General features: G+C 56.5%; 18 protein-coding genes. 15 read left to right on the top strand and 3 right to left on the bottom strand.

Features of this window, described 5'->3' with window-relative positions:
* The first annotated feature begins 1 nt into the window (after nucleotide 1).
* The 6 genes from livF (at nucleotide 2) to ugpQ (ending at nucleotide 5,967) form a co-directional block, all read left to right on the top strand.
* Complete coding sequence (gene livF, locus WFK85_RS08805; RefSeq protein ID WP_085938903.1) at nucleotides 2-715, top strand: high-affinity branched-chain amino acid ABC transporter ATP-binding protein LivF; 714 nt, start codon at nucleotides 2-4, stop codon at nucleotides 713-715.
* A 272-nt stretch (nucleotides 716-987) separates the two neighbouring features.
* Nucleotides 988-2,304 (top strand): sn-glycerol-3-phosphate ABC transporter substrate-binding protein UgpB, encoded by a 1,317-nt coding sequence (gene ugpB / locus WFK85_RS08800; RefSeq protein ID WP_008457936.1) that lies wholly within the window; start codon nucleotides 988-990, stop codon nucleotides 2,302-2,304.
* A 116-nt stretch (nucleotides 2,305-2,420) separates the two neighbouring features.
* Nucleotides 2,421-3,308 (top strand): sn-glycerol-3-phosphate ABC transporter permease UgpA, encoded by an 888-nt coding sequence (ugpA, locus tag WFK85_RS08795; RefSeq protein ID WP_008457934.1) that lies wholly within the window; start codon nucleotides 2,421-2,423, stop codon nucleotides 3,306-3,308.
* Complete coding sequence (gene ugpE / locus WFK85_RS08790; protein WP_008457932.1) at nucleotides 3,305-4,150, top strand: sn-glycerol-3-phosphate ABC transporter permease UgpE; 846 nt, start codon at nucleotides 3,305-3,307, stop codon at nucleotides 4,148-4,150. Before ugpA ends, ugpE begins: the two co-directional genes overlap by 4 nt.
* A 9-nt stretch (nucleotides 4,151-4,159) precedes the next feature.
* Complete coding sequence (locus WFK85_RS08785) at nucleotides 4,160-5,230, top strand: sn-glycerol-3-phosphate import ATP-binding protein UgpC (protein WP_008457931.1); 1,071 nt, start codon at nucleotides 4,160-4,162, stop codon at nucleotides 5,228-5,230.
* Entirely contained in the window at nucleotides 5,227-5,967 is a 741-nt protein-coding gene (ugpQ, locus tag WFK85_RS08780) for a glycerophosphodiester phosphodiesterase (protein ID WP_336706496.1), read from the top strand. The genes WFK85_RS08785 and ugpQ overlap by 4 nt, the downstream gene beginning before the upstream one ends.
* Nucleotides 5,968-5,971: 4 nt before the next feature.
* On the opposite strand, the gene WFK85_RS08775 is transcribed toward ugpQ, so the two are convergent.
* A complete protein-coding gene (locus WFK85_RS08775; RefSeq protein ID WP_008457926.1) occupies nucleotides 5,972-6,331 on the bottom strand; it encodes a DUF2756 family protein in 360 nt (119 codons plus the stop codon).
* Between the two features lie 121 nt (nucleotides 6,332-6,452).
* On the opposite strand from WFK85_RS08775, the gene ggt reads away from it, so the two are divergent.
* Nucleotides 6,453-8,195: a gamma-glutamyltransferase gene (gene ggt / locus WFK85_RS08770; protein ID WP_336706493.1), complete on the top strand. Its 1,743-nt coding sequence runs from the start codon at nucleotides 6,453-6,455 to the stop codon at nucleotides 8,193-8,195.
* Nucleotides 8,196-8,280: 85 nt separating this feature from the next.
* Here the strand turns inward: ggt and WFK85_RS08765 are convergent, their stop codons facing one another.
* Complete coding sequence (locus WFK85_RS08765) at nucleotides 8,281-8,778, bottom strand: GNAT family N-acetyltransferase (protein WP_166994680.1); 498 nt, start codon at nucleotides 8,776-8,778, stop codon at nucleotides 8,281-8,283.
* 422 nt (nucleotides 8,779-9,200) lie between these two features.
* Here WFK85_RS08765 and WFK85_RS08760 point away from each other — a divergent pair, with 422 nt between their 5' ends.
* The 5 genes from WFK85_RS08760 (at nucleotide 9,201) to gntU (ending at nucleotide 14,168) form a co-directional block, all read left to right on the top strand.
* Nucleotides 9,201-10,238, top strand: coding sequence for an oxidoreductase (locus tag WFK85_RS08760; protein ID WP_336706490.1), 1,038 nt, complete (start codon nucleotides 9,201-9,203; stop codon nucleotides 10,236-10,238).
* 123 nt (nucleotides 10,239-10,361) lie between these two features.
* Nucleotides 10,362-11,057: a pirin family protein gene (locus WFK85_RS08755; RefSeq protein ID WP_166867980.1), complete on the top strand. Its 696-nt coding sequence runs from the start codon at nucleotides 10,362-10,364 to the stop codon at nucleotides 11,055-11,057.
* 93 nt (nucleotides 11,058-11,150) lie between these two features.
* On the top strand, nucleotides 11,151-12,146 hold the full coding sequence (gene gntR / locus WFK85_RS08750) for a gluconate operon transcriptional repressor GntR (protein ID WP_008457915.1): 996 nt from the start codon (nucleotides 11,151-11,153) through the stop codon (nucleotides 12,144-12,146).
* A 151-nt stretch (nucleotides 12,147-12,297) separates the two neighbouring features.
* Nucleotides 12,298-12,831, top strand: coding sequence for a gluconokinase (gene gntK / locus WFK85_RS08745; protein WP_008457913.1), 534 nt, complete (start codon nucleotides 12,298-12,300; stop codon nucleotides 12,829-12,831).
* Entirely contained in the window at nucleotides 12,828-14,168 is a 1,341-nt protein-coding gene (gene gntU / locus WFK85_RS08740; protein ID WP_008457911.1) for a gluconate transporter, read from the top strand. Before gntK ends, gntU begins: the two co-directional genes overlap by 4 nt.
* Before the next feature lie 89 nt (nucleotides 14,169-14,257).
* Here the strand turns inward: gntU and WFK85_RS08735 are convergent, their stop codons facing one another.
* Nucleotides 14,258-14,851 carry a YhgN family NAAT transporter gene (locus WFK85_RS08735; RefSeq protein WP_008457909.1) on the bottom strand — a complete coding sequence of 198 codons (594 nt, stop codon included), beginning with the start codon at nucleotides 14,849-14,851 and terminating at the stop codon, nucleotides 14,258-14,260.
* A gap of 174 nt (nucleotides 14,852-15,025) precedes the next feature.
* Between WFK85_RS08735 and asd the strand changes: the two genes are divergently transcribed.
* From asd to glgX, 3 genes are all read left to right on the top strand, one after another.
* Entirely contained in the window at nucleotides 15,026-16,132 is a 1,107-nt protein-coding gene (gene asd / locus WFK85_RS08730; protein ID WP_166867984.1) for an aspartate-semialdehyde dehydrogenase, read from the top strand.
* A 261-nt stretch (nucleotides 16,133-16,393) separates the two neighbouring features.
* Nucleotides 16,394-18,583, top strand: coding sequence for a 1,4-alpha-glucan branching enzyme (glgB, locus tag WFK85_RS08725; protein ID WP_336706487.1), 2,190 nt, complete (start codon nucleotides 16,394-16,396; stop codon nucleotides 18,581-18,583).
* Nucleotides 18,580-20,562, top strand: coding sequence for a glycogen debranching protein GlgX (gene glgX, locus WFK85_RS08720; protein ID WP_336706485.1), 1,983 nt, complete (start codon nucleotides 18,580-18,582; stop codon nucleotides 20,560-20,562). Before glgB ends, glgX begins: the two co-directional genes overlap by 4 nt.
* The last annotated feature ends 9 nt before the right edge of the window (nucleotides 20,563-20,571 follow it).

Here is a 20,571-nt window from a genome sequence, read left to right as displayed (position 1 = left end):
GATGGAAAATGTAATGCTGTCGTTTGACAAGGTGAGCGCCCACTACGGCAAAATTCAGGCGCTGCACGACGTCAGTCTGCATATTAAACAGGGCGAAATTGTTACGCTCATCGGCGCTAACGGCGCTGGTAAAACGACGCTGCTTGGCACGCTTTGCGGCGACCCGCGCGCGACCAGCGGCCGCATCGTGTTTGATGGCAAAGATATTACAGACTGGCACACCGCGCGCATCATGCGTGAGGCCGTGGCGATTGTGCCGGAAGGGCGCCGTGTTTTCTCCCGCATGACGGTGGAAGAGAACCTGGCGATGGGCGGCTTTTTTGCCGAACGTGACCAGTTCCAGTCGCGTATTAAGCGCGTCTACGATCTGTTCCCGCGTCTGCACGAACGCCGCATTCAGCGGGCGGGTACCATGTCCGGCGGTGAGCAGCAGATGCTGGCGATAGGCCGCGCACTCATGAGCCAGCCGCGTCTGTTACTGTTAGATGAACCGTCGCTGGGTCTGGCGCCTATCATCATCCAGCAAATTTTCGACACCATTGAGCAGCTGCGCAGCGAAGGGATGACCATCTTCCTCGTGGAGCAGAACGCCAACCAGGCGCTGAAGCTGGCTGACCGGGGCTACGTGCTGGAAAACGGCCACGTCGTGCTGGAAGACACCGGCGATGCGCTGCTGGCGAACGAAGCGGTGCGCAGCGCTTATTTAGGCGGCTAATAAAAAGCATAACGGCAACTTCGGTTGCCGTTTTTTTTGTTTGCACTCTCTCCCTGTGGGAGAGGGAACAGCATGGGTTGAGTTTGAATTATTCAGGGAATACACGGGGAAAGAAAAATATATCTCCCGTCGACAAAGAAACATTTCATTCACTCCGCTGTAACTATTCTGTCATCCAGCCGTTATTTTTCTGTCATTCGAGCGTGTCATGTTACCTCGCGAGCATAAAACGCGTGATTTCGCGCATCCGGCACAACAAGAGAGATAACCGAATGACATCGTTACGACACACAGCTTTAGCGCTGACGCTTGGTCTGGCATTTGCCTCCCAGGCGATGGCCGTTACCACGATTCCTTTCTGGCATTCAATGGACGGGGAACTGGGTAAAGAAGTGGATTCTCTGGCAAACCGTTTCAATGAAACGCACCCTGATTACAAAATTGTGCCGGTTTATAAAGGCAACTACGATCAAAGCCTGGCGGCGGGTATCGCGGCATACCGTTCCGGTAACGCCCCGGCCATCCTGCAGGTATATGAAGTTGGCACCGCGACCATGATGGCTTCCAAGGCTATCAAACCGGTCTACGAAGTGTTTAAAGACGCTGGCATCAACTTCGACGAATCCCAGTTTGTCCCGACCGTGGCCGGGTACTACACCGACTCTAAAACGGGCCACCTGCTGTCCCAGCCTTTCAACAGCTCCACCCCAGTGCTGTACTACAACAAAGACGCTTTCAAGAAAGCCGGTCTGAACCCGGATCAGCCACCTAAAACCTGGCAGGACGTGGCGGCATACAGTGCCAAACTGCGCGCAGCGGGCATGAAGTGTGGCTACGCCAGCGGCTGGCAGGGCTGGATCCAGTTGGAGAACTTCAGCGCCTGGCACGGCCTGCCGTTCGCCACCAAAAACAACGGCTTTGACGGCACTGATGCCGTGCTGGAGTTCAACAAACCTGAGCAGGTGAAACACATTGCCCTGCTGGAAGAGATGAACAAGAAGGGCGACTTCACCTATTTCGGCCGTAAAGATGAGTCCACCGAGAAGTTCTACAACGGTGACTGCGCGATCACTACCGCGTCTTCTGGCTCTCTGGCTGACATTCGTCAGTACGCGAAATTCAACTACGGCGTAGGCATGATGCCTTACGACGCAGACGTGAAAGGCGCGCCACAGAACGCCATCATCGGTGGGGCAAGCCTGTGGGTAATGCAGGGCAAAGACAAGCCAACCTACAAAGGCGTGGCCGAGTTTATGCAGTTCCTGGCTAAACCAGAAATCGCCGCTGAATGGCACCAGAAAACCGGCTACCTGCCAATCACCACCGCCGCTTACGAGCTGACTCGTAAAGAAGGCTTCTACGACAAGAATCCGGGCGCGGACACCGCAACTCGCCAGATGCTGAACAAGCCACCGTTGCCGTTCACCAAAGGCCTGCGTCTGGGCAACATGCCGCAGATTCGTACCGTGGTTGACGAAGAGCTGGAATCCGTCTGGACCGGTAAGAAAACGCCACAGCAGGCGCTGGACGCTTCCGTTGAGCGTGGTAACCAGCTGCTGCGCCGCTTCGAGCAGTCTACCAAGTCTTAAGTTCTACCCTCGTCCCCTCCCAAAAGGAGGGGGCAAAGTACCGCGCTCTCTGTCACAGGAGGGCGTTGTGCTAAGGGGCAAAGCACCGCCTGTTCTAACATTAACCGAGTAACCCTATGTCATCATCTCGCCCGGTGTTCCGTTCAAGTTGGCTACCTTATGCGCTGGTTCTGCCGCAGCTGATCATCACCGTCATTTTCTTTATCTGGCCGGCGGGCGAAGCCCTCTGGTACTCGCTGCAAAACCTTGACCCGTTTGGTCTGTCCAGCCATTTCGTTGGCCTGGATAACTTCGTGCAGCTTTTCCACGATAGCTACTATCTGGACTCTTTCTACACCACCATGATCTTCAGCGGGCTGGTGGCGGGCTGCGGGCTTCTGGCTTCGCTGTTCTTCGCCGCGCTGGTGGATTATGTGGTACGCGGCAGCCGTTTTTATCAAACGCTGATGCTGCTGCCCTATGCCGTTGCACCCGCCATTGCTGCGGTGCTGTGGATTTTCCTGTTCAACCCAGGGCGCGGGCTAATTACCCACACGCTGGAAGAGTTTGGCTACAACTGGAACCACGCGCAGAACAGCGGGCAGGCCATGTTCCTGGTCGTGTTCGCGTCCGTGTGGAAACAGATTAGCTACAACTTCCTGTTCTTCTTTGCCGCTTTGCAGTCGATTCCGCGTTCGCTGGTGGAAGCCGCAGCCATTGACGGAGCTGGCCCCGTGCGCCGCTTCTTCTTTATCTCGCTGCCGCTGATTGCCCCGGTGAGCTTCTTCCTGCTGGTGGTGAACCTGGTGTATGCCTTCTTCGACACCTTCCCGGTGATCGACGCGGCAACAGGCGGTGGCCCGGTGCAGGCAACCACCACGCTTATCTACAAGATTTATCGCGAAGGGTTTACCGGGCTGGATCTCTCTTCCTCGGCGGCGCAATCCGTGGTGCTGATGCTGCTGGTGATTGTCCTGACGGTGGTTCAGTTCCGCTTCGTTGAACGTAAGGTGCGCTACCAATGATTGAGAACCGTCGCGGGCTGACTATCTTCAGCCACACCATGCTGATTCTGGGCATCATCGTCATTCTGTTCCCGCTGTACGTGGCATTTGTTGCCGCGACACTGGACAACAAAGCCGTCTTCGATACGCCGATGACGCTGATCCCCGGTACTCACCTGTGGGAAAACATCAGCTACATCTGGACCAACGGCGTGGCGGTCAACAGCGCCCCGTTCGGCCGGATGCTGTTTAACAGCACGGTGATGGCGCTGGTGATCACCATCGGCAAAATCGCCGTGTCGATGCTGTCGGCTTTCGCCATCGTCTGGTTCCGTTTCCCGCTGCGTAACCTGTTCTTCTGGATGATTTTTATCACCCTGATGCTGCCGGTCGAAGTGCGTATTTTCCCGACGGTTGAGGTTATCTCTAACCTGAAAATGCTCGACAGCTACACCGGCCTGACGCTGCCGCTGATGGCGTCGGCCACGGCCACGTTCCTGTTTCGCCAGTTTTTCATGACGCTGCCAGACGAGCTGATGGAAGCGGCCCGCATCGACGGCGCCTCGCCGATGCGCTTTTTCTTTGACATCGTGCTGCCGCTGTCCAAAACCAACCTGGCGGCGCTGTTCGTGATCACCTTTATCTATGGCTGGAACCAGTATCTCTGGCCGCTGCTGATAATCACCGATGCCGATTTGGGCACAGCCGTGGCGGGCATCAAGAGCATGATTGCCAGCGGTGATGGCGTGACGCAGTGGAACCAGGTGATGGCAGCGATGCTGCTCACGCTTGTTCCGCCGGTTGTTATTGTTTTAGTTATGCAGCGCGCCTTTGTGCGTGGTCTGGTTGATAGCGAGAAGTAGGAACCTTTCATGGCTGGTTTAAAATTACAGGCAGTAACCAAGAGCTGGGACGGTAAAACCCAGGTGATTCAGCCGCTGACCGTGGACGTAGCGGATGGCGAATTCATCGTGATGGTCGGGCCTTCTGGCTGCGGGAAATCTACGCTGCTGCGTATGGTCGCCGGGCTGGAGCAGGTGACCAGCGGGGATATCTGGATCGACAGCCAGCGCGTCACCGACATGGAGCCCAAAGAGCGTGGCATCGCCATGGTGTTCCAGAACTATGCGCTCTATCCGCACATGACGGTGGAAGAGAACATGGCCTGGGGCCTGAAAATTCGCGGTCTGGGCAAAGAACAGATCCGCCAGAAAGTGCTGGAAGCCGCCCGTATTCTGGAGCTGGATGCGCTGTTAACTCGCCGCCCGCGCGAACTTTCTGGTGGCCAGCGCCAGCGCGTTGCCATGGGCCGCGCCATCGTGCGCGATCCGGCGGTATTCCTGTTTGACGAACCGCTATCCAACCTTGATGCCAAGCTGCGCGTGCAGATGCGCCTTGAGCTTCAACAGCTTCATCGCCGCCTGAAAACCACCAGCCTGTACGTGACGCACGATCAGGTTGAGGCCATGACCCTCGCCCAACGCGTGATGGTGATGAACAAAGGCGTGGCGGAGCAGATTGGTACGCCAGTCGAGGTTTACGAGCGCCCGGCGAGCCGCTTTGTGGCAAGTTTTATTGGCTCTCCGGCAATGAACCTGCTGGATGGCAACATCAGTATCGACGGCTCACGCTTTGAGCTGGACGGCGGCGATGCGTTGCCTACTGGCAGCCAGCGTCTGCAGTGGGTTGGCCGGCCAATGACGCTGGGTATCCGCCCGGAACATATTGCGCTAAGCTCACAGGCTGCAGGTGGCATCCCTATTGTGGTGGAAACCCTTGAAATGCTGGGGGCTGATAACCTGGTTCACGGCCGCTGGGGCGGTCAAAAAGTGGTGATTCGCCTTGGGCATCAGGAACGCCCGCAGCCGGGCACCACGCTTTGGGTTCACCTGCCGGAAGAACATCTGCACTTCTTTGATGGCAAAAACGGACAACGTTTATGAGCAACTGGCCTTACCCAAAAATCGTCGCCCACCGTGGCGGCGGTAAACTTGCGCCGGAAAACACTCTTGCGGCAATCGACGTCGGAGCGCGTTACGGCCACACCATGATTGAGTTTGACGCCAAGCTCTCGCGCGACGGGCAAATCTTCCTCCTCCACGACGACACGCTCGAGCGTACCAGCAATGGCTGGGGGGTTGCCGGCGAACTGACCTGGGACAATCTGCTGAAAGTTGACGCGGGAAGCTGGTTCAGCCGTGAATATGCGGGCGAGCCGCTGCCGCTGCTTTCTCAGGTGGCTGAACGCTGTAAACAGCACGGCATGATGGCCAACATTGAGATCAAGCCAACCACCGGCCTGGAAACCGAAACCGGCAAAGTGGTTGCGCTGGCTGCCCGTGAGCTGTGGACCGGGCAAACCGCACCGCTGCTTTCTTCTTTTGAGATTGAAGCTCTGGAAGCCGCACAGCTTGCGGCCCCTGAACTGCCTCGCGGTCTGCTGCTGGATGAATGGCGTGATGACTGGCAGGAACTGACGACCCGGTTACAGTGCGTGTCTATTCACCTGAATCATCAGCTGCTTGATGAGGCTCGGGTGAAGGCATTGAAAGCCACTGGACTGTATATTCTGGTTTATACCGTGAACGTTCCCCACCGCGCGGCCGTGCTGCTGCAGTGGGGCGTCGATGCCATCTGTACCGACCGCATCGACGAGATAGGCCCGGACTTCTCCGCATAACGCCTTACGGCGTGACTGGCGGCGGCAGCGTTGAACTGTTTGGCTTCAACATGCCGCCGTTATTTCCTCTTAGCATCCCACCATTGGTGTTCGGCAGCGGGTTCATGCCCGGCTGCGACTGCAGGACACGCTGCTGATTATTGTTCAACTGCGTCTGAAGCTGCTGTTGTTGAAGCTGATTTTGCGATTGTATCTGCTGCTTTAACATCCCCTGCTGCTGAGACTGCTGCGTTTGCATCTGCGTCAGCATCCGCTGCTGGCTCGGGTTCTGATAGACCGGCAGGTTAGGGTTGTTGGTCGTGTTGAGCGGCTGTGCGAGCGCGGTTAGCGGCAGCAAGGCTGCCAGAAGCCATACCTTTTTCATCGTTATCTCCTCCCATCAGGGGTTGCTTAAGTTTACTCCGTTTCCTTTATCACGGTGATTATTTCGGATTTGTGAACCAGGCTTAAGCGGGGACTTTCCCCGGGTAAATGAGGATATAACGATGATAAAGCAGTGGAAAATTTTACGCTGGGTAGCGATTCCAGCCCTGACAATCGGGCTGTGTTTGACGGTTATAGCCGCTCCTCCGCCGGTCTCTTATGGCGTGGAAATGGACGTTTACCATCCGGTGCGCGCGGAGCACGGTATGGTGGCTTCGGTGGACGCAGCGGCGACTCAGGTGGGCGTCGATATTTTAAAGCAGGGCGGTAATGCGGTAGATGCCGCGGTCGCCGTGGGTTATGCCCTTGCGGTCACGCACCCGCAGGCGGGCAATATCGGCGGCGGTGGTTTTATGATGCTGCGCACTAAAGACGGCAAAACAACCGCGATAGACTTCCGGGAAATGGCGCCGGAAAAAGCCAGCCGGGATATGTTCCTCGATGATAAAGGCAATGCGGACAGCAAGAAGTCGCTGACCTCGCACCTGGCTTCCGGCACCCCGGGTACAGTGGCAGGCTTTAGCCTGGCGCTGGAAAAGTACGGCACCATGCCGCTGAATAAAGTCGTGCAACCGGCTATCAAACTGGCACGAGACGGCATCATTGTGAACGATGCGCTGGCGGACGACCTGAAACAGTACGGGGCGGAAGTGATCCCGAATCACGCCAACAGCAAGGCTATCTTCTGGAAAGCGGACGGAGAGCCGCTGCAGAAAGGTGACAGGCTGGTGCAGGCCAACCTGGCGAAAAGCCTGGAGATGATTGCCGAGCAGGGGCCAGATGCCTTCTACAAGGGGGTGATTGCCGACCAGATTAGCGAAGAGATGGCGAAGAGCGGCGGGCTGATAAGCAAGGCGGATTTGGCCATTTACAAAGCCATTGAGCGTCAGCCCGTCAGCGGGGAATACCGTGGCTACGAAGTCTATTCCATGCCGCCGCCGTCTTCCGGCGGGATCCACATCGTGCAGATCCTCAATATTCTCGAAAACTTCGATCTGGCGAAATACGGCTTTGGCAGCGCGGACGCCCTGCAAATCATGGCCGAGGCGGAAAAATACGCCTACGCCGACCGCTCTGAATACCTCGGCGATCCGGACTTTGTGAAGGTGCCGTGGCAGGCGCTGACCAGCAAGGATTATGCGAAATCGCTGGCGGAGAAAATTGATATCAACAAGGCTCGCCCGTCGAGCGAAATCAAGCCGGGTAACCTGGCCCCGTATGAAAGTAACCAGACCACGCATTTCTCCGTGGTGGATAAAGACGGTAACGCCGTGGCGGTGACTTATACGCTGAATACTACCTTCGGCACCGGGATCGTGGCCGGGAATACCGGCATTCTGATGAACAACCAGATGGATGATTTCTCCGCTAAACCGGGCGTGCCGAACGTGTACGGTCTGGTCGGTGGGGAAGCCAACGCCGTGGGGCCGCACAAGCGCCCGCTATCTTCTATGTCGCCAACCATCGTGGTGAAGGACGGGAAAACCTGGCTGGTCACGGGCAGCCCAGGCGGGAGCCGAATTATCACCACCGTGCTGCAAATGGTGGTTAACAGCATCGATTTTGGCATGAACGTGGCAGAAGCGACCAACGCGCCGCGCTTCCATCACCAGTGGCTGCCGGACGAACTGCGGGTGGAGAAAGGTTTTAGCCCGGATACGCTCAGGTTGCTGAAAGAGAAGGGGCAAAACGTCCAGGTGAAGGCTGCGATGGGCAGCACGCAAAGTATTATGATTGCGCCGGACGGCAAGCTGTATGGCGCATCTGATCCACGTTCGGTGGATGATTTAACCGCGGGGTATTGATTGCCCCCTCACCGAGAGGGCGGCAAGAAACAGGCTTGTTTTCCCCCTCTCCCTTTTAGGGAGAGGGTCGGGGTGAGGGTAAAAATCACTCCGGCTTAAAACGCGCCATAAAATAGGCATCCACATACTCGCCGTCGCGCAGCGCAAAGCGCTTTCCGGTGCCTTCCACCTCGAAGCCAAACTTGCGGTACACCGCCAGCGCAGCCGCGTTATCGGTATACACCGTCAGCTCGATGCGCTCGATGCGCAGCCACTTATCGCACAGGCCAACCATTTCCTTAAGCAAAGCCGAAGCGATGCCTTTCCCCTGATGATCGTAATGCACGCCCATGCCGAAAGTGGCGACGTGGCTGCGGCGTGGGAACTGTTCCACCGTGACCGTTAGCTGCCCCACAATCTCATCGTCGATGCATGCCACCAGATGTCGGCTCCCCGGTCTGGGGTCGGTAATTCGGTCCAGCCAGGCTTTTAGAGGAGGATGAGGTAGCTGCAGCGTGTCGCGGTAAAGCGCCGGATGGGCATACATTTTCTGTAAAGCTTCCGCATCGCCAGGTTCGGCGTGACGCACAACAACTGATTTCATCCTTTTCTCCTCAATGAGTTATAGAAAACCTTTTAAACATCATTGACTTTGAACAATAAGTCAACGCTATTTTTTTCAAAAAACGCTTTACAAGTGCGAATGATAATGATTATTATTGCCATGCGTTCAGGGGAGACCCCTACGGAGACATCCTGAAAGCACGACATTGCTCACATTGCTTCCAGTATTACTTTAGCCAGCCGGGTGCTGGCTTTTTTTTTGCCTTTCTTATTTGAACCCGTAGCCGCGTTGGCTGCGCTCAGTTGCCCGAATCACTTACCGAAGTAAGCTCATCGGGATGCCTTCCCTTGCCGCCTTGCTACAGCGCCAACTCCTTTGGGCAAACCTTTGTCCGGTTTTAATAAAACGTGGGTGAAAAATGCAGTAAGGTACAGGCAGCTCAAATCAAAAAGGACAATGAAATGACTCTGCACTGCGCCTTCATCGGCTTTGGTAAAAGTACCACCCGCTATCACCTGCCGTTCGTTCTGGTTCGTAAAGACAAACTCAACGTGGCCCATATCTTCCGCCGCAGCGAAAAGCCGGAACTGGAACAACAGCCGCAGTACGCGGGCATTCACTTCACCAGCCAGCTCGATGACATTCTCAATGACCCGTTAGTCAAACTGGTGGTGATTTGCACCCACGTTGACAGCCATTTTGAGTACGCGAAAAAAGCGCTCGAAGCGGGTAAAAACGTGCTCGTGGAAAAACCTTTCACCCCGACGCTTGCCGAAGCGCGCGAGCTGTTTGCGCTGGCAAAAGAGAAGGGCCTGCTCGTGACGCCTTACCAGAACCGTCGCTTTGACGCCTGCTTCCTGACGATGAAAAAAGTCATCGAGAGCGGCAAGCTCGGCAAGATTGTGGAAATTGAAAGCCACTTCGATATGTATCGCCCGGATGCGCCTGCGAATCCTGGTAAACCGGCGGACGGCGCTTTCTACGGCCTGGGCGTGCACACCATGGACCAAATCATCTCCCTGTTTGGTCGCCCGGACCACGTCGCCTATGACATCCGCAGCCTGCGCAACAAAGCTAATCCGGACGATACCTTTGAAGCCCAGCTGTTCTACGGCGACCTGAAAGCGATCGTGAAAACCAGCCATCTGGTGAAAATCGATTACCCGAAATTTATCGTGCACGGTACCAAAGGCTCGTTCGTGAAGTACGGCATCGATCAGCAGGAAACCAGCCTCAAAGCGTACATCATGCCGGGTGAGCCAGGATTCGGGGCCGACAGCAGCGTAGCGACGCTGGAGTACGTTAACGAAGCCGGGGAAACGGTGCGCGAGGAGTGGAAACCGGAAGTGGGCGACTATGGCCGCGTCTATGATGCGCTGTACGACACGCTGATCGGCGGCAAGCCTAATTACGTCAGAGAAATTGAAGTTCTCACCAACCTGGAAATCCTCGAGCGCGGTTTTGAACAGCCTTCTCCTGCGACAATAAGCCTCGTCTGATAGCTTTTTGACTCCTCGAACTCGTTCACTTTTTTTGAACAGAGGAGTCAATTTTCACCCTCTATGATCCTCCGCGAAATGGGTCCACACTTATCCCATCAAACGAATTGCGGAGGACATACCATGATCTACTTAAGAAAAGCACAGGACCGCGGCCATGCGAACCACGGCTGGCTGGACAGCTGGCATACCTTCTCTTTTGCCGACTATTATGACGCCAACTTTATGGGCTTCTCGGCGCTGCGGGTCATTAACGAAGACGTGATCGACGCGGGGCAGGGTTTTGGGACCCATCCGCACAAAGACATGGAAATCCTGACCTATGTGCTGGAAGGCGCGGTTGAGCACCAGGACAGCATGGGCAACAAAGAACGCGTGCCTGCGGGTGAGTTCCAGATCATGAGCGCCGGGACCGGGATCCGTCACTCTGAGTACAACGCCAGCCAGACCGAACCGTTGCGCCTGTACCAGATTTGGATCATTCCAGAAAAAACCGGGATTACGCCGCGCTACGATCAGCGCCGTTTTGATGCGCCTCAGGGGCGCCAGCTGGTGCTTTCCCCGGATGCACGCGACGGTTCGCTGAAGGTTTACCAGGATATGGAACTGTCCCGCTGGGCGCTGGCCAAAGACGAACAGTCGGTTTATCAAATTCCGGCCGACCGCCGCGTCTGGATCCAGGTCGTAAAAGGCGATGTGTCCATTAACGGTACGCAGGCAAAAACCAGCGACGCGATCGCGGTCTGGGATGAACAGGCGATTTCCGTTCACGCCAACGAAGCGAGCGAGATCCTGCTGTTCGACCTGCCACCGGTATAACGTTACCCGTCACAGCCTGCCCCTGAAAAAGGGGCGGGTTTTCTTTTGTCCGTGCTAAACTCGGCTGTCGAAACTCACAAGTCGCGCAGGACAATGAAAAAGAAAAGACCGGTACTACAGGATGTTGCAGATCGCGTTGGGGTGACCAAAATGACGGTCAGCCGTTTTTTACGCAACCCGGATCAGGTGTCTGCCGCGCTGCAGGTTAAAATTGCCGCCGCGTTAGATGAACTGGGCTATATCCCGAACCGTGCGCCGGATATCCTTTCTAATTCAACCAGCCGGGCCATTGGCGTCCTGCTGCCTTCCCTGACCAACCAGGTGTTCGCCGAAGTGCTGCGCGGCATTGAAAACGTCATTGATGCCCACGGTTACCAGACTATGCTGGCTCACTACGGCTATAAGCCGGAACTGGAGCAGGAGCGTCTGGAATCCATGCTGTCCTGGAATATCGACGGCCTGATCCTGACCGAGCGCAACCACACGCCCAGAACGCTGAAAATGATTGAAGTTGCCGGTATTCCGGTGGTGGAGCTGATGGACAGCGTTTCTCCTTGCCTGGATATCGCCGTAGGTTTTGATAACTTCGAGGCGGCTCGTCAAATGACGGCCAGCATTATTGCCCGTGGTCATAAACACGTGGCTTACCTGGGGGCGCGCCTCGATGAACGTACCCTCATCAAGCAAAAAGGCTACGAGCAGGCGATGCTCGACGCCGGGCTGACGCCGTACAGCGTGATGATTGAAAACTCCTCGTCTTATTCCACCGGCATTGAACTGCTGCGCCAGGCAAAACGCGAGTATCCGCAGCTCGACAGCATCTTCTGCACCAACGATGACTTAGCGATTGGTGCGGCCTTTGAATGCCAGCGCCAGGGGCTGCGTATCCCGGAAGATATGGCGATTGCCGGTTTCCACGGCCACGATATTGGGCAGGTAATGGAGCCGCGTCTGGCGAGCGTGCTGACCCCGCGAGAGCGCATGGGGCGTATCGGCGCAGAGCGTTTGCTGGCGCGTATTCGCGGTGAAATCATTACCCCGAAAATGCTGGATTTAGGTTTTACGTTGTCGCCTGGTGGCTCGATCTAGGCCAAATTTTTTTATTTGATGTAGCTCACACTTATACACTTTGCAAGCTAATGGTTATTGCTTATTGCTCAGCCAGACTGGAAAATGTTATCGGTAACAGTTACCCGTAACAAAGCCAGGCGCATTGCTTTGTGTCAGAGTCGGAGCCATCATGAGCACTACTAACCACGACCACCACATTTACGTCCTGATGGGCGTCTCCGGCAGCGGTAAATCCGCCGTTGCCAGCGAAGTTGCCCATCAGCTGAACGCCGCGTTTCTTGACGGCGACTTCCTGCACCCCCGCAGCAACATCCTGAAAATGGCCTCCGGCGAGCCGCTGAACGACGACGACCGTACCCCGTGGCTAAAAGCGTTGAACGATGCCGCGTTTGCGATGCAGCGCACCAACAAGGTTTCACTGATCGTCTGCTCGGCGCTGAAAAAGCACTATCGCGACCTGCTGCGTGACGGTAACCCGAACCTCTCCTTCATCTATATGAAAGGTGATTTTGAAGTGATCGAAAACCGTCTGAAGGCGCGGAAAGGCCACTTCTTTAAAACCCAGATGCTGGTGACCCAATTCGAAACCCTGCAAGAACCGCAGGCGGATGAAAAAGACGTGCTGATCGTCGATATCGACCAGCCGCTGGACGGCGTCGTCGCCAGCACCCTCGCATTGATCAACCAAGGCAGCGCAGAGTGAGTACATTAACGCTTGTTTTAACCGCGGTCGGCTCCGTGCTGCTCCTGCTGTTTTTAGTGATGAAGGCGCGTATGCACGCCTTCGTGGCTTTGATGGTGGTTTCTATTGGTGCCGGGCTTTTCTCCGGCATGCCGCTCGACAAAATTGCCGACACCATGCAGAAAGGCATGGGCGGGACGCTGGGCTTCCTGGCGATTGTGGTCGCCCTGGGTGCCATGTTCGGTAAAATCCTGCATGAAACCGGCGCGGTGGATCAGATTGCCGTCAAAATGCTGAAATCCTTCGGCCACAGCCGTGCGCACTATGCGATTGGCCTGGCCGGCCTGATTTGCGCGCTGCCGCTGTTCTTTGAAGTGGCTATCGTGCTGCTGATTAGCGTGGCATTTTCAATGGCGCGCCACACCGGGACGAACCTGGTGAAACTGGTGATTCCTTTGTTTGCTGGCGTCGCTGCCGCTGCGGCGTTCCTGTTGCCGGGGCCTGCACCAATGCTGCTGGCCTCCCAGATGCACGCTGACTTTGGCTGGATGATCCTGATTGGCCTGTGCGCCGCGATCCCGGGCATGATTATTGCCGGGCCGCTGTTCGGGAACTTCATCAGCAAATTTGTTTCGCTGGAAATTCCGGAAGACATTTCCGAGCCGCATCTGGGTGAAGGCAAGCTGCCGTCCTTCGGTTTCAGCCTGTCGCTGATCCTGCTGCCGCTGGTGCTGGTCGGCCTGAAAACTATCGCTGCTCGCTTTACCGCGCCGGGTTCTTCGCTGTACGAATGGCTCGAATTCATCGGCCATCCGTTTACTGCGATTCTGGTCGCCTGCCTGGTGGCTATTTATGGCCTGGCGTATCGTCAGGGCATGGATAAAGAAAAAGTGATGGCGATTTGCGGCCAGGCGCTGCAGCCGGCGGGCATTATCCTGCTGGTTATCGGTGCCGGTGGCGTGTTCAAACAGGTGCTGGTTGACTCCGGCGTGGGCCCGGCACTGGGCGAAGCGCTGACCGGAATGGGCCTGCCTATCGCGATTACCTGCTTCGTGCTGGCGGCGGCGGTGCGTATCATTCAGGGTTCCGCTACCGTGGCCTGTCTCACCGCGGTTGGCCTGGTGATGCCGGTTATTGAGCAGCTGAATTATAACGGCGCTCAAATGGCAGCTCTGTCGATTTGTATCGCCGGCGGTTCTATTGTGGTGAGCCACGTGAACGACGCGGGCTTCTGGCTGTTCGGTAAGTTTACCGGCGCAACCGAAGCGCAGACGCTGAAAACCTGGACGATGATGGAAACCATTCTCGGCACCACCGGGGCGATTGTCGGGATGATTGCGTTCAGCCTGCTGAGTTAAAGTATCCTGACCAGCAAAAAGGCAGCGCTCTTCGGAGGCTGCCTTTTTTATTACTCCTGAACAGGCTTTCTCCCAGAGGGAGGGATGTCCTACCCACGCATCCAGGCGCGGATGCCGTCCAGGAACATCTGGGTGGAAATCATCACCAGCACCAGCCCCATCAGACGCTCCAGGGCGTTAACCCCTTTCTCACCCAACAGGCGCAGGAACAGGGAAGACTGCAGCAGAATTGCCACGGTACCGCCCCAGGCCAGCATCAGCGCGGCCACTAAATGCCCCATCTGATTTGGATACTGGTGCGAAAGCAGCATCAGCGTCGCCAGCAAAGAAGGGCCAGCAACCAGCGGAATCGCCAGCGGTACGATAAACGGTTCTTCACCCGCAGGCAGGCCGGATGAACTGCCTTCCTGGCCTGGGAAAATCATCTTAATGGCAATCAGGAACAGAATGATGCCGCCTGAAATCGACACGGTTTCAGCGCGTAAATTCAGGAAGCCAAGAATTTTTTCTCCGGCAAACAGGAAGATAAGCATCAGCAGCAGAGCAATAAGCAGTTCGCGGATCATAATGGCCCGGCGGCGCTTTGGCTCCGTGTGTTTTAGGACCGACATAAAGATCGGCAGGTTACCCAGCGGGTCCATAATCAGGATCAGGAGTACCGCGGCGGATATGATTTCAGTCATCTGTTTTCCCCAAAATCTGGCAAGTTGTTTCTGGTAATAAGCTTTGTTTCTGACTCGGTGGATATCATTGATTAATTTCACTTGCGACTTTGGCTGCATTTTGTAAGGTGGAGTGATGTTCTGGCCCACGGCCAGCGCTTACACACGCAATCATCTCTGCAGGATTAAGTCGCTATGAAAAATGTTGGTTTTATTGGCTGGCGCGGTATGGTCGGCTCTGTACTCATGCAACGCATGGTGGAAGAGCGCGATTTTGACGCCATTCGTCCGGTTTTCTTCTCCACTTCCCAGCTTGGGCAGGCAGCCCCTACGTTTGCCGGCACCACCGGCGGTACACTGCAGGACGCATTTGATCTGGAAGCGCTGAAGGCGCTGGATATCATCGTGACCTGCCAGGGCGGCGATTATACCAACGAAATCTATCCAAAGCTCCGTGAAAGCGGCTGGCAGGGTTACTGGATCGACGCAGCTTCTTCTCTACGCATGAAAGATGACGCGATTATTATCCTCGACCCGGTAAACCAGCACGTTATTCAGGAAGGCCTGAACAAAGGCGTGAAAACCTTCGTCGGCGGTAACTGCACCGTCAGCCTGATGCTGATGTCCCTCGGCGGCCTGTTTGCCAACGACCTGGTTGACTGGGTTTCCGTGGCGACTTACCAGGCGGCATCCGGCGGCGGCGCGCGTCATATGCGCGAGCTACTGAACCAAATGGGCCAGCTGTACGGCGAAGTCTCTACCGAATTGGCAAATCCGGCTTCCGCTATTCTTGATATCGAACGTAAGGTCACCGAACTTGGCCGCAGCGGCAAACTGCCGGTGGATAACTTCGGCGTGCCGCTGGCCGGGAGCCTGATCCCGTGGATCGACAAGCAGCTCGACAACGGCCAGAGCCGTGAAGAGTGGAAAGGCCAGGCCGAGACCAACAAAATTCTTGCGACCTCTGCTGTTATCCCGGTTGACGGTCTGTGCGTGCGCGTTGGCGCGCTGCGCTGCCACAGCCAGGCATTCACCATCAAGCTGAAAAAAGACGTGTCTATTCCTACCGTGGAAGAGCTGCTGGCCGCGCACAACCCGTGGGCGAAAGTGGTGCCAAACGACCGCGATATCACCATGCGTGAACTGACGCCTGCCGCGGTAACTGGCACGCTGTCGACGCCGGTTGGCCGTCTGCGTAAGCTGAACATGGGGCCGGAGTACCTTTCCGCCTTCACCGTCGGTGACCAGCTGCTGTGGGGCGCCGCCGAACCGCTGCGCAGAATGCTGCGGTCACTCGCATAATTACACTTATTTACCTGAGGGGCTTTGTGGCCCCTCTTTTTTTGCCCGTAATTTAAGGTACAACGGAATTCATTAATTAATTTCACGAGGAGTTAATAAAGCGTTGGCTATGCTTAAGTCAGCACGCGCAAGCGTTTTGGCGAGTATTGGGCGAACTGGCTTACAGGAGTTGCGCGCCGTTCGTCGGGGTCAATGATAAGTGTCGTATCCGCACGCAGGCGTAGGGCGGGTCATCGGTGACACATAAAAAAGGAAAATGCCATGTCTGTTCTGCCGGAAAGAGACGTGATTAATGCGCTAATTGCGGGTCATTTTGCCGATCCGTTTTCCCTGCTGGGAATGCACCAAACCGACGCCGGGCTTGAAGTTCGGGCACTCCTGCCTGACGCCACCGAAGTGTGGGTTATTGAGCCTAAAACAGGGCGTAAAGTCGCCCAGCTCGACTGCCTCGATTCCCGCGGCTTCTTCTGCGGGCTGATCCCTCGCCGTAAAAATGTTTTTCGCTACCAGCTTGCCGTTGTCTGGCACGGCCAGGAAAACCTGATCGACGATCCCTACCGTTTTGGTCCTTTGACTCAGGAGCTGGATAGCTGGCTGCTCTCAGAAGGCACGCATTTACGCCCTTATGAAACGCTGGGTGCGCATGCAGATACCTTGGACGGCGTGACCGGAACGCGTTTCTTGCTGTGGGCCCCCAACGCCCGTCGCGTTTCCGTGGTGGGGCAGTTTAACTATTGGGATGGCCGCCGCCATCCGATGCGGCTGCGGCGCGAAAGCGGCATTTGGGAGCTGTTTATCCCCGGGGCGCACAACGGCCAGCTTTATAAATTTGAATTGCTGGACGCCGAAGGGCGGCTGCGTATTAAAGCCGATCCTTATGCTTTTGAAGCGCAAATGCGCCCGGAAACGGCCTCGCTGATTTGCGGCCTGCCGGAGAAAACCACGCTCAGCCCCGAGCGGCAGAAAGCTAACGGTTTTGATCAACCCATCTCCATCTATGAGGTGCATCTCGGCTCCTGGCGTCGCCACACCGACAATAATTTCTGGCTCAGCTACCGCGAACTGGCGGATCAGCTCATTCCCTACGTCAAAGAGATGGGCTTTACCCATCTTGAACTGCTGCCGGTTAACGAGCATCCGTTTGACGGCAGCTGGGGCTATCAGCCGCAGGGGCTTTACGCGCCGACGCGTCGTTTCGGTACTCGTGACGACTTCCTCTATTTCATCAGAACCGCCCACGAAGCCGGGCTTAATGTTCTGCTGGACTGGGTACCGGGCCATTTCCCGACGGATGACGCCGGGCTGGCGAAGTTCGACGGCACTGCGCTGTATGAGCACGGCAATCCGCAAGAGGGCTACCACCAGGACTGGAACACGCTGATTTACAACTATGGCCGCCGGGAAGTCAGCAACTATCTGGTGGGCAACGCGCTCTACTGGATTGAGCGGTTTGGCATTGACGGCCTGCGTGTGGATGCCGTGGCGTCGATGATTTATCGCGACTATAGCCGGGAAGGCGGCCAATGGGTGCCGAATGAGCACGGCGGGCGTGAGAACCTGGAAGCGATTGCGTTTTTGCGTAGCACTAACCGCATCATCGGCGAGCAAACCCCGGGGGCGGTGACCATGGCGGAAGAGTCCACCGATTTTGCCGGTGTCTCTCGCCCACCAAGTATGGGCGGCCTGGGGTTCTGGTTTAAGTGGAACCTGGGCTGGATGCACGACACGCTCGATTACATGAAGCTTGACCCGGTTTACCGCCAGTACCATCACGACAAAATGACCTTCGGCATGCTGTATAACGGCACCGAAAACTTTGTGCTGCCGCTGTCTCACGATGAAGTCGTGCACGGCAAAAAATCCATTCTTGATCGTATGCCGGGGGATGCCTGGCAGAAGTTTGCCAATCTTCGCGCCTACTACGGCTGGATGTGGGCATTTCCAGGCAAAAAGCTGCTGTTTATGGGCAACGAATTTGCCCAGGGGCGAGAGTGGAACCATGACAGCAGCCTCGACTGGCACCTGCTGCAGGGCGGCGATAACTGGCACCACGGCGTGCAGCGCCTCGTGCGCGACCTGAATCATACCTATCGGCGTCATGCGGCCTTGCATCAGCTGGATTTTGACGGCTACGGCTTTGAATGGCTGGTGGTGGAAGATAAGGCCAATTCAGTCTTTATTTTCGTGCGGCGTGATGCCGAGGGCAATGAAGTGATTGTCGCCAGCAACTTTACGCCGGTGCCGCGTTACCACTATCGCTTCGGCATCAACCAGCCAGGGCGCTGGCGCGAAGAGCTGAATACCGACTCCATGCACTATCACGGCAGCAACGCCGGTAACAGCGGCACGGTGCGTAGCGAGGCGGTGCCGAGCCACGGTCGCGACCATTCGCTGTGTATTACGCTACCGCCGCTGTCCACGCTCTGGTTGATCCGCAAGGGGGACGCATGACGCAGCTTACCCAAGGCAATTCGGCTCCCTTTGGGGCGTATTTCGACGGCAAAGGCGTTAACTTCACGCTCTATTCCGTGCATGCGGAAAAGGTCGAGCTGTGCTTGTTCGACGAGCATGGCCACGAGCGCCGCTACGACATGCCTGCGCGCTCCGGGGATATCTGGCATGGCTATTTGCCGGATGGCAAGCCGGGGCAGCTGTACGGTTACCGGGTTCATGGCCCGTGGGCACCTGAGCAGGGCCACCGTTTCAACCCGGCGAAGCTGCTGCTCGATCCTTGTGCTCGCGTGGTCGTCGGCGGGGCAGAAGATCACCCGCATTTTCACTGCGGCTACGATGAGCCCAACCTTGAAGACAGCGCCCCGCACATGGCGAAGTGCGTGGTGGCCAGAGAGAAATTTGACTGGGAAGACGACCGGCCGCTCCGGACGCCGTGGGGCAACACGGTTATCTATGAAGCCCATGTTCGCGGGCTGACGTTGCTCCACCCCGGCATCCCGGAAGAGCTGCGTGGGACTTATGCGGCGCTTGGGCATCCGGTGATCATCGACTACTTCAAGCGCCTGGGCATCACGGCGCTTGAGCTGCTGCCCGTGGCGCATTTTGTTACCGAGCCACGCATCTCCCAGCTTGGGCTGAGTAACTATTGGGGTTACAACCCTCGCGCTTTCTATGCCGTTGAAAGCTACTACGCGATAGACCAGAACCCCCACAACGCTGCCAACGAGCTGCGTGGCGCCATCAAAGCGCTGCATCAGGCCGGTATAGAAGTGATCCTCGACATTGTGTTGAACCACAGCGCGGAGCTGGACAAGGACGGCCCAACGCTGTCGCTGAGCGGAATCGACAACCGTAGCTATTATTGGTTAATGGACAATGGCGATTACCAGAACTGGACCGGCTGCGGGAACACCCTGAATCTCAGCACGCCGGGCGTGGTTGCCCTGATGATCGACTGCCTGCGCTACTGGGTGGACAGTTTTCACGTGGACGGTTTCCGGTTCGATTTGGCTTCGGTAATGGGGCGCACGCCCGAATTTCGGCAGGACGCCCCGCTGTTTGAGGCAATCAAAAACGATCCTCACCTGTCGCAGGTGAAGCTGATTGCGGAGCCCTGGGACATCGGCCAGGGCGGTTATCAGGTCGGTAATTTCCCTCCGCTGTTTGCCGAATGGAACGATCATTTCAGGGACGGGATGCGCCGCTTCTGGCTCCAGCAGGATCTCTCTTTGGGCGGCTTCGCCTGCCGCTTTGCTGGCTCGAGCGACGTTTATCGCCACGGCGAAAGGCTGCCTTCCACCAGTATTAATTTAATCACCGCCCATGATGGTTTTACGCTGCGGGATTGCGTAAGTTTTAACCAGAAGCATAACGAAGCCAACGGCGAAGATAACCGCGACGGCACCAACAGCAATTTTAGTAACAACTATGGGTTTGAAGGGCTTGAAGCCAGCTTGATTACCAAGGAACGGCGGCGCGACAGCGTGCATGCCCTGCTCACCACGCTGCTGCTCTCGCAGGGCACACCGATGCTGCTGGCCGGGGATGAACACGGCCACAGCCAGCACGGCAACAACAATGCCTACTGCCAGGACAACGTGCTGACCTGGCTTGACTGGGCTGAGGGCAATGACGGCCTGACGGCCTTTACGGCGGCGCTCCTCCAGCTTCGACAGGCGATCCCGGCGCTGACCGCCAACCGCTGGTGGGAAGAGGGTGATGGCAACGTCCGTTGGCTGAATAAAGACGCACAGCCCCTGAACGTCGATGAGTGGCAAAACGGCGTACATCGCCTGCAAATCCAGCTGTCCGACCGCTGGCTTATCGCAATTAACGCGACCGAAGAAGTTGCGGACATCGTTCTACCTGAGGGGGAATGGCACGCTGTTCCTCCGTTTGCCGGAGAGGACAACCCGGTCGTGATGGTTGTATGGCATGGTCCCGCGCACGGAGTTTGCGTGTTCCACAAGTCATGAAAAAGGAGT

The organism is Cedecea sp. VD22 (genome assembly GCF_037150195.1).
In the GTDB taxonomy this organism is placed as follows: Bacteria; Pseudomonadota; Gammaproteobacteria; order Enterobacterales; family Enterobacteriaceae; genus Cedecea.
Note: the sequence above shows the minus strand (reverse complement) of the source record. Positions and strands in the feature narration are given on the sequence as shown.

Excerpts from the sequence above, each read along its gene's own strand:
- WFK85_RS08735 (WP_008457909.1), bottom strand. The coding sequence starts at position 14,851 with ATGACTGAAATCATATCCGCCGCGGTACTCCTGATCCTGATTATGGAC.
- glgX (WP_336706485.1), top strand. The coding sequence starts at position 18,580 with ATGACGCAGCTTACCCAAGGCAATTCGGCTCCCTTTGGGGCGTATTTC.
- glgB (WP_336706487.1), top strand. The coding sequence starts at position 16,394 with ATGTCTGTTCTGCCGGAAAGAGACGTGATTAATGCGCTAATTGCGGGT.
- asd (WP_166867984.1), top strand. The coding sequence starts at position 15,026 with ATGAAAAATGTTGGTTTTATTGGCTGGCGCGGTATGGTCGGCTCTGTA.
- WFK85_RS08755 (WP_166867980.1), top strand. The coding sequence starts at position 10,362 with ATGATCTACTTAAGAAAAGCACAGGACCGCGGCCATGCGAACCACGGC.
- livF (WP_085938903.1), top strand. The coding sequence starts at position 2 with ATGGAAAATGTAATGCTGTCGTTTGACAAGGTGAGCGCCCACTACGGC.
- ugpB (WP_008457936.1), top strand. The coding sequence starts at position 988 with ATGACATCGTTACGACACACAGCTTTAGCGCTGACGCTTGGTCTGGCA.
- gntR (WP_008457915.1), top strand. The coding sequence starts at position 11,151 with ATGAAAAAGAAAAGACCGGTACTACAGGATGTTGCAGATCGCGTTGGG.
- WFK85_RS08775 (WP_008457926.1), bottom strand. The coding sequence starts at position 6,331 with ATGAAAAAGGTATGGCTTCTGGCAGCCTTGCTGCCGCTAACCGCGCTC.
- ugpE (WP_008457932.1), top strand. The coding sequence starts at position 3,305 with ATGATTGAGAACCGTCGCGGGCTGACTATCTTCAGCCACACCATGCTG.
- ugpA (WP_008457934.1), top strand. The coding sequence starts at position 2,421 with ATGTCATCATCTCGCCCGGTGTTCCGTTCAAGTTGGCTACCTTATGCG.
- WFK85_RS08785 (WP_008457931.1), top strand. The coding sequence starts at position 4,160 with ATGGCTGGTTTAAAATTACAGGCAGTAACCAAGAGCTGGGACGGTAAA.
- gntK (WP_008457913.1), top strand. The coding sequence starts at position 12,298 with ATGAGCACTACTAACCACGACCACCACATTTACGTCCTGATGGGCGTC.
- ugpQ (WP_336706496.1), top strand. The coding sequence starts at position 5,227 with ATGAGCAACTGGCCTTACCCAAAAATCGTCGCCCACCGTGGCGGCGGT.
- ggt (WP_336706493.1), top strand. The coding sequence starts at position 6,453 with ATGATAAAGCAGTGGAAAATTTTACGCTGGGTAGCGATTCCAGCCCTG.
- WFK85_RS08760 (WP_336706490.1), top strand. The coding sequence starts at position 9,201 with ATGACTCTGCACTGCGCCTTCATCGGCTTTGGTAAAAGTACCACCCGC.
- WFK85_RS08765 (WP_166994680.1), bottom strand. The coding sequence starts at position 8,778 with ATGAAATCAGTTGTTGTGCGTCACGCCGAACCTGGCGATGCGGAAGCT.